We start from the raw sequence: 11565 nt of genomic DNA on the forward strand, positions 1-11565 counted from the left end.
CCCCGGGCTCGGCCCGGACCCTCCCCCAGCTACCGCTGGGGGTGCCCCCTTCCTCAAGCGCCGGCGAGGCTGAGCTGTGCCCAGGGGGCACAGCTCAGCCACATACAGCCCCGCCGGCGATTGAGGCGCGGGTCTGGGGCGGAGCCCCAGGTCTTGAAGCGGCGCCGGTCAGGCGAGCGTCGGGGGCAGGGGGGCCGAGTGGAGGGCCGTGAGGCCCGAGACGGCTCGGGTGAGGCAGACGTACAGCCGGCGCAGGCCGGTGCGTTCGTCCGGTTCGCCCGAGACGATGGCGGCGGGCTCGTCCAGGACGACGTAGTCGTACTCCAGGCCCTTGGCCAGCGAGGCCGGCACCAGGGTCAGGCGGGACTCCGCCGTGGTCTCCTCGCCGGGCGAGAGGTACGGGAGGTCCGCCGCCCGGAGGGCATCGGCCAGTTCCGGGATGCGGGCGTCGGCCGCGATCAGGCCGATCGAGCCCTCGTACGCCAGGGACGCACGGCAGGCCTCGATCACCGCCGGCGTGAGTTCCACGGCGTGGGAGACGACCAGGGAGCCGGGGGCCTCGCGGACCGAGGACACCGGGGACAGGCCCGGGGAGATCGACGGCAGCAGGCGGGAGGCGTACGCGATGACCTCGCGCGGCACCCGGAAGCCCGCCGTCAGCTCTTCGAGGACCGCCTCCGGCTTGCCCAGGTGGGACAGGGCCTCCTCCCAGCTGCGGGTGGCCCACGGGGTCGTGCCCTGGGCGAGGTCGCCCAGGACCGTCGCCGAGCCCGTCGTGCAGCGGCGGCCGACCGCCCGGTACTGCATCGGGGACAGGTCCTGCGCCTCGTCGACGACGACGTGGCCGAGGGAGTGCGTCCGCTCCACCAGGTCGGCGGCCTCGTCGATCAGGACCAGGTCCGCCGCCGACCACTTCGCCGACTTCGTGCTCCGGAACGGCTTCGGCCACAGGAGGAGTTTCTGCTCGTCCTGCGTGAGGACGCCGTCCGCGTGGGCGGCCAGGAACTCCGGGTCGGACAGGAGGCGCAGGACCAGCTTGGCCGGGTCCACAGGCGGCCAGATCTCCTTGACCGCCGCCTTGACCGCCGCGTTGCGGGCCACGGCGTCCTGGACCCGGTCGTCGGGGGCCTCGCCCGCCTGTTCCATGCGGACGAGGACGGTGTGGGCGATCCGCTGCGGCAGCGCGTCGCGGGCCGCGCCGTAGCGGATGTCGCGGTTCTGGAGCTCCTCGACGATCTCCGCGAGTTCGTACGCCGGCACGCGCCAGCGGCGGGACCCCCGTACGACCATCAGCGGTTCGGTGGGCAGTGTGACGTGTGAACGGACAGCGTGACGCAGCACCTGTGCCATGCGGGCATCACCCTTGACCACGGCGGTCTCGGCCTGGTCCGCGCCGCGCACCTCCAGGCCCGCGCGCGCGACGAGGTCGTCCACGGTGGCCTGCTTGACCTCCAGCTCGCCCAGGGCCGGGAGGACCTGCTCGATGTAGTGGAGGAAGGAACGGTTCGGCCCGATGACGAGCGTCCCGGTGCGGGCCAGGCGGTCGCGGTGCGCGTAGAGGAGGTACGCCACGCGGTGCAGGCCGACGGCCGTCTTCCCGGTGCCGGGACCGCCCTGCACGCACACCGATCCCGAGAGGCCGGAGCGGACGATCTCGTCCTGCTCGGGCTGGATCGTCGCGACGATGTCACGCATGGGACCGACGCGCGGGCGCTCGATCTCCTGCTGGAGCAGCTTGCTGACCGCCGCCGTCGCCTCCGCCGGGTCGGAGAGGTGCTCGTCCTCGTACGCCGTCAGCTCGCCGCCCGTGTACCCGAAGCGGCGGCGCAGGGAGACGTCCTGCGGGTCGGTCTTCGAGGCGCGGTAGAACGGCTGGGAGACGGGTGCGCGCCAGTCGATCACCATCGGATCGCCGCCGGCGTCGTGCACGTGGCGGCGCCCGATGTAGAACATTTCCCCTCCGGCGCCCTCGGCCAACTCCGCGCCCGGCGCGTGCAGGTAGTCGAGGCGGCCGAAGAAGAGGGGGGTGTGGGAGAGGTCGGCGAGCGCCTTGATGCGGTCGTCGATCTGGGCCTGGAGGACGACGGCGTTGACCCAGTTCGCGGTGACGTCGCGGATGTCGAGGGCCTCCACGTCCTCGCGCATCGCGCGCAGGGCGGAGCGCGAGGCGGCGAGGTGGGCCCGTTCGCGGGCGAGCGGGTCGTCGGCTGCGTCGCGGGGTGCGGTGTCGGGGGCGTGCGCGGGCACGGAACTGCCTCCAGCTGCTGGTCCGGTGATGGGTGGCCCGCCGGTTTCCGACCGGCGGGCGGCTCTCCCCGGTACGGCGGCGGGAGGCGGCAAGAGCGGAGATTCTAGCCATCGCGGCGGGGCCCCGCGAGTGGATTTCCCGGGCGGGAAGTCCCTCCCGGGTAGGACCTGCGTACGGGTGTCATACGGGGGAGTGTCAGACCTCAGACAGAGACACCCGGGGGTGGCATGGGTCGCGAGGAGGACGTGGGAGGCCCTGGGATTCCGCCCCCAGGGCGATGTGCGAGACAGGAGGAAAACGGACCATGGACACATGAGCACCGCAACCTTCATCCCGATGCAGGGCGGCCGCCCGAGCGGCGCCGCCACCACCTCCGACTCCCGTCCCCGCCACCGGTTCGGCGGCGTGCTGCGCGCTGCCAAGGTCTTCGCGGCGACCGCCGTGAGCGTCATCGTCCTGGGCGAGTACGCCGAGGACGCGGGCGTCATACGTCGCTGAGTCCGGGGACCGCGCGGGGCCCGGCGAGGCCGTGGCCTGATCCCGGCCGCCCGGTCCGCTGATCCACCAGGGTCACGCGCGTAGCACCGGGCTCCGATCCCGCCCGCTCACCCGCGCCCCTTGCGGGTGTGCTGGTCGCGGGCTCGCTGCTCGCCCCGGGCGTGCTGTGCATCGCCCTGGGCGTCCCGATGGCCGACGCCGTCGTCCACGGCGTGCGCGCCGCCGAACGGCAACCGCCCGCCGCCTGCCCGCCGTTCGCCGCGATCCTGTTCACGTCTTCACGTCGGCTGCCTGGCTGCCGGTCGGCGTGCTGAAGGCCGTCCTCCTGCTCGGCAACGCCGGCCTGTTCGCCCTGCTGATCCCGCTCTCCCACCGGCCACGGGGGACTGAAGGCCCGGCCGGGCCCCGCCCTGGCCGCCACCATCGCCGGTCTGGGGCTGGAACCGCTGTTCCAGGCCCCGCTGCCCGGCCACCGCCACCTGTCCGACACCGGGCGCGCCCTGCTCCCCGGACCGGCCGCACCTGTGGTGCGTACCGCTGCTCACCGTCCCGCTCGCCCGGAGGGGCGGCCGGAGCGGCCGTCAGTCCGCTGCCAGCACCTCGTCGGCGTCCATGATCCGGTAGGCGTAGCCCTGTTCGGCCAGGAAGCGCTGGCGGTGGGCGGCGTAGTCCTGGTCGATCGTGTCGCGCGCGACGACCGAGTAGAACCGCGCCTCGTGGCCGTCCGCCTTCGGGCGCAGCACGCGGCCCAGGCGCTGGGCCTCCTCCTGGCGGGAGCCGAAGGTGCCGGACACCTGGATGGCGACCGTGGCCTCGGGCAGGTCGATCGAGAAGTTCGCGACCTTCGAGACGACCAGCACGCTGATCTCGCCCTCGCGGAAGGCGTTGAAGAGCTTCTCGCGCTGCGCGTTGGAGGTCTCGCCCTTGATGACGGGCGCGTCCAGGTGCTCGCCGAGCTCGTCGAGCTGGTCGATGTACTGCCCGATGACCAGCGTCTGCTCACCCTGGTGCTTGCGCACCAGCGCCTCGGTGACCTTCCGCTTCGTCGCCGTCGTCGCGCAGAAGCGGTACTTCTCCTCCGTCTCGGCGGTCGCGTACGCGAGCCGCTCCGTCTCGGTGAGATTGACCCGGACCTCGACGCAGTCGGCGGGTGCGATGTAGCCCTGCGCCTCGATCTCCTTCCACGGAGCGTCGAACCGCTTCGGCCCGATGAGGGAGAACACGTCCGACTCACGGCCGTCCTCGCGCACCAGCGTCGCGGTCAGACCGAGCCGCCGCCGCGCCTGGAGGTCGGCGGTGAACTTGAAGACCGGCGCCGGCAGCAGGTGCACCTCGTCGTAGAGGATCAGCCCCCAGTCCCGGGAGTCGAACAGCTCCAGGTGCGGGTAGACGCCCTTCCGCTTGGTCGTCAGGACCTGGTACGTGGCGATCGTGACGGGCCGGATCTCCTTGCGCGTGCCGGAGTACTCGCCGATCTCCTCCTCCGTCAGCGTGGTCCGCTTGATCAGCTCGCTCTTCCACTGCCGCGCGGAGACGGTGTTGGTGACGAGGATCAGCGTCGTCGCCCGGGCCTTGGCCATCGCGCCGGCGCCGACCAGCGTCTTGCCCGCGCCGCACGGCAGCACGACCACGCCGGAGCCGCCGTGCCAGAACCCCTCGACGGCATGCCGCTGGTACGGGCGCAGCGCCCAGCCGTCCTCGACCAGGTCGATCGCGTGCGCCTCGCCGTCGACGTACCCGGCGAGGTCCTCGGCCGGCCAGCCCAGCCTGAGCAGGGTCTGCTTGATCTGCCCGCGCTCGGAGGGGTGCACGGCCACGGTGTCGGGGTCCAGCCGGGCTCCGACGAGCGGGGCGATCTTCTTGGAGCGCAGGATCTCCTCCAGCACCGGGCGGTCCGTGCTGGTCAGGACCAGGCCGTGGACGGGGTGCTTGGAGAGGGTGAGGCGCCCGTAGCGGGCCATGGTCTCGGCGACGTCGACGAGCAGCGCGTGCGGGACGGGGTAGCGGGAGTACTCGACGAGCGCGTCGACGACCTGCTCGGCGTCGTGCCCGGCGGCCCGGGCGTTCCACAGGCCGAGCGGGGTGATCCGGTAGGTGTGGATGTGCTCGGGGGCACGCTCCAGCTCGGCGAAGGGCGCGATGGCGCGGCGCGCGGCCCCGGCGAGTTCGTGGTCGACCTCCAGCAGGAGGGTCTTGTCACTTTGGACGATGAGTGGACCATTCACGCGTGGCGCCCCGTTTCACTCTGGTCAAACCTCCAGTGTGCCGTACGACCGCCCCGGCGGGAACCCGGCGCCCGGGCGGGGCGGTCCTGTGGTCAGTTCGCGCTCGTGCCGTGCTCGTAGTGGGCGACGTTCTGTGAGACCCCGTCCAGGAGCGGTCCCAGGAGGTCGGCCAGCTGCTGGTAGTCACGGACGCGGCCGTCGGACCACTGAGCCATACCGACCACCATGGCCCGGCCCTGCCCGGTGAGGGACTGCACCATCCCGCTGTCGGCCGGCAGGGTCGGCAGGCCGGATCCGGGCGGCGGGGCCTGTGCGGCCACCCGGCAGTCGTCGAAGGCCATGGAGAGCCGGGTCACCAGCGACACGGTGGATCCTTCATCGTGAAGACGGCCAGATGGGCCGTCGTACGGGTTGCTCCGACCCGGGGGTACTCGTAGTGGTTCGGCACGGGGAGACCCTAGTGATCACCGCGCCGATCAGAACTTTCCGGGTCACAACCCAATCAATATGCCGCCGAGAGGCCGCGCAGGAGGAGGGCCAGGCCGCCGTGGAACTCCTGGTCCGGGGTGACCGACCGGGCCGTGCGGGCCGTCGCGCTCAGGTACGGGTACTCGTCCGGCGGGAGAGCCGTGATGGCGGTCGTGCCGGCGCCGGAGAGGGCGCCGAGGTGTTCCTGCTGGACCGCGCCGATGACGTACGCGAGCAGGGCCCGCAGGGCGATGACCCGCTCCTCGGCCTCGATCCTGGCCTCCGTGAGCACCCCGAGGACGGTTTCGCCCCAGCGCAGCACGCCGGGGGAGCGGTGGCGGTGGGTGAGGGTGAGCGGCAGGACGGCGGGGTGCGCGGTGACGGTGTCCCGCAGGCGGTCGACGAGGACGGTGACCCTGTCCTGCCAGGGCGCGTCGCCGGTGCGGGGCGGCGGGGTGCTGTCGAGGGAGCCGAGGACGCGTTCGACGACGAGGGCTTCGAGTTCCTGGCGGTCCTGGACGTACCGGTACAAGGCCATGGTGCTGGCGCCGAGTTCGACGGCGGCCGCGCGCATGGACAGGCCGGGAAGGCCCTCGCGGTCGATGACGGCGAGGGCTGCGGCGGCCACCTGGTCGGGGGTGAGCGAGCGGGGTCGGGGCATGGCGGTTGACAGCGTACGACATACGCCTACGCTGGTTGGTGTACGGCATACGCCTACCCAGGGGGTCCAGCATGCAGCTCCGCGCCGGTTCCGTCGTCCCAGCCCGCTCGCTCACCGCCGTCACGGACGGCGCGCCCGTCGCCGTCCCCGACCCCGAGCGGCTGGTCCACCTGCAGTTCCGCCGGTTCGCCGGCTGCCCGGTCTGCCATCTGCACCTGCGCTCCGTGGTGCGCCGGCACGGGGAGATCGAGGCGGCCGGCATCCGCGAGGTCGTGGTCTTCCACTCGCCCGCCGACGAGCTGCGCGAGCACGTCGCCGACCTGCCGTTCGCGGTCGTCGCGGACCCCGACAAGCGGCTCTACGCGGAGTTCGGCGTCGAGTCGTCCTACCGGTCCCTGCTGAGCCCCCGTGCCTGGTGGCCGGTCCTGCGCGCGCTGGGCAGTGGCGGCGTGGAGCTCGTGCGCGGCCGGGGCCGACTGCCGGCGCTGTCCCAGGCCCACGGACGCCTCGGCCTGCCCGCGGACTTCCTGATCGCGCCGGACGGCCGGCTGCTGGCCGCCGGGTACGGGGAGCACGTCGACGATCAGTGGCCGGTGGAAAAGCTGCTGACGCTGGCGGAGCGGGTCCGTACGGTCGGGGCATGAATGACAATCAGCAAGCCTTCGTGCCCGACGACTTCGCCGTGCCGCGCACCCTCGTCGCGGACGGCTTCCGGCTGGAGCCGCTCGGCCCGGAGCACAACGAGCGCGATCTCGCCGCCTGGAGCGGGAGCATCGCGCACGTCCGGGCGACGCCCGGATTCGCCGAGTGGCGGTGGCCGCCCCCGGAAGGCATGTCCGCAGAGGCCAATCTGGCCGACCTCGTGCGCCACGCACGGGACTTCGCCGAGCGGCGCGGTTTCTCGTACAGCGTGCTGGACGGCGACGAGGTCGTCGGCTGCGTGTACATCTATCCCGGCGCGGAGGACCAGCCGGACCGCGTCCAGGTCAACTCCTGGGTACGGGCCGACCGGGCCGAGCTCGACGCCGCCGTCCACGCGGCCGTACGCGGCTGGCTCCGCACGGTGTGGCCCTTCGACGCAGGCCGCGTCGACTACGCCCCCAGGTGAGGCAACGGGCCCGCCGGATACGGGGTTTCGGCCGGGAGCAGGGCCCGCGCCGCCTCGCCCTGCCCGGCGCGCAGGAGGGCGTGGATCTCCCGGGCCAGCGGGGTGACGTCGCGGAGGGAGACGGTCCACTCGTCGGCGTACGCCCGCGAGGCCGGACCCGACAGGCCCAGCTGGAGGGAGCGGTACGGCAGCGCGTTGAGGTGCGGGTCGCGCTCGGGGTCCCACTGGACGCGGGCGGCGGACCGGCCGAGAGCCCGCTTCCAGGCCGCGCGGTCCGCGTGGACGCCGGGCTCGTAGTGGGACAGGCACGCCTCGCGCAGGGCCCGGTCGAAGCCGGTACGGCTGATCTCGACGGCCAGCACGGTCTCCTGGTCGGCCTTCGTGGCCCAGCCGCAGCGGTACATCATCCACAGGAACGACGGTTTGATCCACGTCATCCGCTCCCGCTTCCAGGCGGGCGGGAAGCGCCCGTCACGAGCCGCCGGCAGGCCGAGCGAGGGGGCGTACGCCTGGTAGACGGTCACCGTGGTGTCGGTGTGCGCGGCGCGGATCTGGCGGTTCGGTACGTCGGACATCAGGCCATGGTGCGGCGCCGCCACCCCGCCCGGCGACCGGATTACGCGGGCTTAACCGGCAAGATCCGAAAGAGACGGCCTAGACCTGGTCCTCCGCCAGCTCCGCGACCCCGGTGATCCGGTGCAGGGCGTACGTACGCACCTCGTCCGCCGTGTGGTCGTAGCCGGTGACGAAGCCGCCCTCCACCCGCACCGGGGCGATGACGCGCTGGCTCGCCGCCCCGTCGGCGTTGACGTACCCGATCCACACCGCCGAGCCGGTCAGCGCGGCCGCCTGCACCGTCGCCAGGGTCTCCGCCGCGCTCGTGCGCGGGAGTTCACCGGGAGCGGAGGCCGGCGCCTGCGCCACCGAGGCCGGCGCCTTGCGGATCGCCGTCGCCGCCGCCTCGCCCGCGCGGATCGCCCGTACCGCCGCGCCCAGCAGCCTGGCGTCGGGCACCGGCGGCCCGTCCGGCACCGGCACCGGCGCCGAACGCGCCGGGCTGCGGTGCGCGTCGGCCCGCGACACCAGGACGTCGCCGGTACGGGACTCCGCGGCCGGGGCGTAGCCCATCGCCCGCAACCCGTCGAGCAGCGCGCCCGGTTCGGCCTGGGCCGCCACGACGGTCGGCGCGAGGCGGCGCAGCCCGAGCCCCGCCGAGCGCTTGTCGGCCAGGATCTCGTTGAGCATGCCGTCGTCGTCGCAGCGCACGTAGGAGGAGGCCGCGCCGACGCGCAGGTGCCCGTGCCGCCGGGCCATGTCGTCGATCAGGTACGAGAGCGGCTGCGGGACCGGGGTGCTGCTGTGCTGGGCGAGGAAGGCGTGCAGGTCGACGGCGGTGTGCCCGGCGTCCAGGGCCCGCCGTACCGACCCCGGTGTGAAGCGGTACACCGTCGCGCCGCCCTTGGACTCGACGTCGGCCAGCACCGCCAGGGTGTCGGCGAGCGGCCGGCGCAGCGGCCCGGGGGCCACGGCCGTCAGGTCGGCCTGGAGCAGCACGTGGTCCACCGGCTCGGGCAGCAGCGGGGCCAGCAGCGGCGCCGGGTCCCGGCGCTCCAGCAGGGCGCGGCCGAACGAGCTGAGCGCGGCGCGGCCGGTGACGCCGAGGACCTCCGCCTCGTGCAGCGTCCAGTGCGCCAGGCGGGCGCGCAGATCGCTCGCACCGCGTACGGGACGCTCCCACGCGAGGCGTTCGAGGAGCACGCCGGTTTCGGCGGAACAGCCCTCGGGCAGTTCGGCGAGCAGTTCGAGGACCCGTCGGCGGACCTCGGGCGCGGCGGAGCGGTCCAGCTCGGGGCCGAGCACCGAGAGGGTGCGGCCCTTGGCGTCCTGCTCGCCGACCAGACCGGCCGTGCGGGTGGCCGGCAGCCAGGCCGCGGCCAGCACCGACCACCGCTCGGCGGGCGGGAGTTCGGTCCAGGTGTCGAAGGCGGGGGTCGGCGCGTACCGCTCGTCGGCCTGGTCGTCGCCGGCCAGCAGCCCGGCGGCGTAGGCGAGTTCGATCCAGAACGCCGCCGACGCCTCCGTGGTGTCCAGGAGGGACGCCGTCCGCTTCAGGTCGCGTACGGAGAGCCCGCCCGCCCGCAGGACGGGGGGCCCGGCGTGCTCCCAGGACTTCAGCAGCTCCTCGACGGTGGACAGCGCGGCCAGCGCCTGCCCGGCGGCGTTCGCGTCCACAAGCTGTGGACGGTGCTCGCGGTGCACGCCGACCGGCGGCGCCACCGGCGCGGTGTGCCGGTGCGCCAGCCCGCCGCGCAGGTACAGCGCCACCTCGCGGGGCAGTACGACGGTCCGCGCCGTGACGGGAAGCAACAGCCCCCGGTCGCGCAGCCAGCGCACCGGCGGCGTCGGATTCGGGGTGACCTCCCCGTACGGCGGCCCCCACACGAGCCGCCCGAGCACCTGGTGGGCCTCCGCCGGAGCCTCGTCCAGCAGCGCCGACATCCGCTCCGGATCGGTGAACAGCCCGGTCAGCGCGGACACGGCCGACACCGGGTCATGGGTGGCGGGCAGCCCGACAGTGGCGACGATCTCCTGGATCCGGGTCGGCGACATCCCGGCGGTGGCCTCGGCGACGGTCGGCCCAAGCCCCGTCGGGGACGACCGCTGCGCCGACGGCGCGAGCAGCTCACGGGCGGTGCGCACCAGGCGCAGCCGGTCGTCGTCCCCCCACACCAGAGCCTGGTCGCGCAGCGTGCCGAGCGCCCGGGGGAGCGCGGCGCGGGCCGCCTCCCCGACGCCGGTGTCGGAACCGTTCTGGCCGGTCAGCAGCGACTCCAGCACCGGGTACGGGCACGGCTCCGGGGCCACCGCGAGAGCCTCGGCCGTCTGGAGGGCGAACCGGTCCAGGTGGTCCAGGGCGCGCACCACCGAAGCCCGGGTGCCGGCCCGGGTGGCGAGCTGGGTGACATCGCCGGGCACCGGGTTCAGCAGGTCCGGGCGCGCGTGCAGCAGTGCGGCCAGCCCCACGTCGTCGCGGGCGCGCAGCGCCTCGGCGAGGGAGCGCGGGGCATTTGCCGCGGCGGTGCTTGCCTCAGGCACGGTTGTCGCCTCCTGGTCACGTCGGGCGGTCCGGCTGCCGGTCCCCATCCGGTCAACGGTATCCGCTGCGCCGACGGCTGCTCCACGGACGCACGCGCTACCGTCGGGACAGGCGGGACGGGAGGAGCCGGGGCGTGGGGATCGAGAGCGACCATCTGGTCTACGAATATCTGAGCCGGGTCGGGGACTTGGCGCAACGGCGCCAGCTGTCATCGGGAGACCGGATGCGGCTGGTGTCGGGCCTGCGGGACGAGATCGACCGTCGGCGCGCCAAGTACGAACCGGAGACCCCGGCGGCGGTGCGCCGCATCCTGGAGCGGATCGGCACGCCGGAGGAGGTCCTCGACACGCTGGGCGGTCCGACCCGCGCGGCGGCTCCGGCGGTGCCGGCGATTCCGGCGGTTCCGACGCAGCGCGGGCCGCGCGAGAACGTACCGCCGCACCTGGCCGGACTCGACGAGCTGGGCGAGGCCGGGCCGCCGCCCGACTGGTGGCGGATCGCCCCGGGCGACGGGGCGGGCCCGCAGGTCGACGGCTTCGCGGGCGGGATCGAGATCCCGGAGCTGCTCAAGAGGCCGGAGGAGGACGAGGACCAGGACGAGCCGGTGGCGCCGCCGCCTCCGCCGCCGCCGCCCGGGCCCAGGCTCGTACGGTTCCTTCGCGAGCGCCGCGAGAACCGGAAGGCGGCGGAACCTGCGGCCGCGGCCGTGGCCGTGGCCCGGCGCCGCCCCCACACGTTCCTGCTCCTGGCGGCGGCGGTGCTCGTCGCCGGGGCCGTCAGCGGGTACTGGATGCTGCTCGCGGTCGGCTGGCTGGTGGCCTACGCGTCCCGCGTCCTCGGGCCGAGCGAACGCAAATGGGTCGCCTTCGGGCTGCCCGGCGGGATCTTCGCCGGAGCCGTGGCGTGGCTGTGGGGGCGGAGCGAGGGCCGCTGGGGCGAGGCCCTGGCCGACGACCGGCTGGCCGGCGCCTTCCACGACCTGTGGCCCGGCCTGGCCCGCGGGGCCGCGGTCGCGATGGCGGCGTACCTGACGTGGCGCTCCCGCCGTTAGCCTCCGGCGGGAGCCTGGACCGGCCCGCGCCTCCATCCCCGGCGGGGCTGGATTGCCCGCAGGGCAATTTCAGCCTCGCCAGGGGGTATCCCCAGACGGAGTCGTGGGGGGGTGAGGCGCGGGTCCGGGCAGAGCCCGGCTGGGGGTCCCCCCGGACGGAGTCTGGGGGATGGTGGAAGGGCGGGGCGGGGAGAGGCCCCAGATCGGAA

At 74.0% G+C, this 11565-nt stretch carries 11 protein-coding genes; 5 read left to right on the plus strand and 6 right to left on the minus strand.

Features of this window, described 5'->3' with window-relative positions; all coding sequences use genetic code 11:
* Window positions 1-168: 168 nt before the first annotated feature.
* Window positions 169-2145 carry a HelD family protein gene (locus ACWDYJ_RS15905; RefSeq protein WP_451566133.1) on the minus strand — a complete coding sequence of 659 codons (1977 nt, stop codon included), beginning with the start codon at window positions 2143-2145 and terminating at the stop codon, window positions 169-171.
* A 415-nt stretch (window positions 2146-2560) separates the two neighbouring features.
* On the opposite strand from ACWDYJ_RS15905, the gene ACWDYJ_RS15910 reads away from it, so the two are divergent.
* Window positions 2561-2746 (plus strand): hypothetical protein, encoded by a 186-nt coding sequence (locus ACWDYJ_RS15910; protein WP_451566118.1) that lies wholly within the window; start codon window positions 2561-2563, stop codon window positions 2744-2746.
* A gap of 128 nt (window positions 2747-2874) precedes the next feature.
* The gene (locus tag ACWDYJ_RS15915) at window positions 2875-3060 is read left to right on the plus strand and encodes a hypothetical protein (protein ID WP_451566119.1); all 186 of its coding nucleotides are present in this window, start codon (window positions 2875-2877) and stop codon (window positions 3058-3060) included.
* Between the two features lie 267 nt (window positions 3061-3327).
* Here the strand turns inward: ACWDYJ_RS15915 and ACWDYJ_RS15920 are convergent, their stop codons facing one another.
* The 3 genes from ACWDYJ_RS15920 to ACWDYJ_RS15930 form a co-directional block, all read right to left on the minus strand.
* On the minus strand, window positions 3328-4971 hold the full coding sequence (locus ACWDYJ_RS15920; RefSeq protein ID WP_451566120.1) for a DNA repair helicase XPB: 1644 nt from the start codon (window positions 4969-4971) through the stop codon (window positions 3328-3330).
* Window positions 4972-5063: 92 nt separating this feature from the next.
* The gene (locus ACWDYJ_RS15925; protein WP_451566121.1) at window positions 5064-5336 is read right to left on the minus strand and encodes a hypothetical protein; all 273 of its coding nucleotides are present in this window, start codon (window positions 5334-5336) and stop codon (window positions 5064-5066) included.
* A gap of 137 nt (window positions 5337-5473) precedes the next feature.
* Window positions 5474-6100, minus strand: coding sequence for a TetR/AcrR family transcriptional regulator (locus ACWDYJ_RS15930; RefSeq protein WP_451566122.1), 627 nt, complete (start codon window positions 6098-6100; stop codon window positions 5474-5476).
* 71 nt (window positions 6101-6171) lie between these two features.
* On the opposite strand from ACWDYJ_RS15930, the gene ACWDYJ_RS15935 reads away from it, so the two are divergent.
* On the plus strand, window positions 6172-6744 hold the full coding sequence (locus ACWDYJ_RS15935; RefSeq protein WP_451566123.1) for a peroxiredoxin-like family protein: 573 nt from the start codon (window positions 6172-6174) through the stop codon (window positions 6742-6744).
* Window positions 6741-7208 (plus strand): N-acetyltransferase, encoded by a 468-nt coding sequence (locus ACWDYJ_RS15940; RefSeq protein WP_451566124.1) that lies wholly within the window; start codon window positions 6741-6743, stop codon window positions 7206-7208. Before ACWDYJ_RS15935 ends, ACWDYJ_RS15940 begins: the two co-directional genes overlap by 4 nt.
* Here ACWDYJ_RS15940 and ACWDYJ_RS15945 read toward each other — a convergent pair.
* On the minus strand, window positions 7193-7783 hold the full coding sequence (locus ACWDYJ_RS15945) for a DUF4291 domain-containing protein (protein WP_451566125.1): 591 nt from the start codon (window positions 7781-7783) through the stop codon (window positions 7193-7195). The two genes, ACWDYJ_RS15940 and ACWDYJ_RS15945, sit on opposite strands and share 16 nt — an antisense overlap.
* Before the next feature lie 79 nt (window positions 7784-7862).
* On the minus strand, window positions 7863-10352 hold the full coding sequence (locus tag ACWDYJ_RS15950) for a helicase-associated domain-containing protein (RefSeq protein ID WP_451566126.1): 2490 nt from the start codon (window positions 10350-10352) through the stop codon (window positions 7863-7865).
* A gap of 86 nt (window positions 10353-10438) precedes the next feature.
* Here ACWDYJ_RS15950 and ACWDYJ_RS15955 point away from each other — a divergent pair, with 86 nt between their 5' ends.
* A complete protein-coding gene (locus ACWDYJ_RS15955; RefSeq protein WP_451566127.1) occupies window positions 10439-11356 on the plus strand; it encodes a hypothetical protein in 918 nt (305 codons plus the stop codon).
* Window positions 11357-11565 lie beyond the last annotated feature (209 nt).

This window comes from Streptomyces sp. NPDC003042 (assembly GCF_053591315.1).

Excerpts from the sequence above, each read along its gene's own strand:
- ACWDYJ_RS15940 (WP_451566124.1), top strand. The coding sequence starts at position 6,741 with ATGAATGACAATCAGCAAGCCTTCGTGCCCGACGACTTCGCCGTGCCG.
- ACWDYJ_RS15930 (WP_451566122.1), bottom strand. The coding sequence starts at position 6,100 with ATGCCCCGACCCCGCTCGCTCACCCCCGACCAGGTGGCCGCCGCAGCC.
- ACWDYJ_RS15945 (WP_451566125.1), bottom strand. The coding sequence starts at position 7,783 with ATGTCCGACGTACCGAACCGCCAGATCCGCGCCGCGCACACCGACACC.
- ACWDYJ_RS15950 (WP_451566126.1), bottom strand. The coding sequence starts at position 10,352 with ATGGGGACCGGCAGCCGGACCGCCCGACGTGACCAGGAGGCGACAACC.
- ACWDYJ_RS15910 (WP_451566118.1), top strand. The coding sequence starts at position 2,561 with ATGAGCACCGCAACCTTCATCCCGATGCAGGGCGGCCGCCCGAGCGGC.
- ACWDYJ_RS15905 (WP_451566133.1), bottom strand. The coding sequence starts at position 2,145 with ATGCGCGAGGACGTGGAGGCCCTCGACATCCGCGACGTCACCGCGAAC.
- ACWDYJ_RS15935 (WP_451566123.1), top strand. The coding sequence starts at position 6,172 with ATGCAGCTCCGCGCCGGTTCCGTCGTCCCAGCCCGCTCGCTCACCGCC.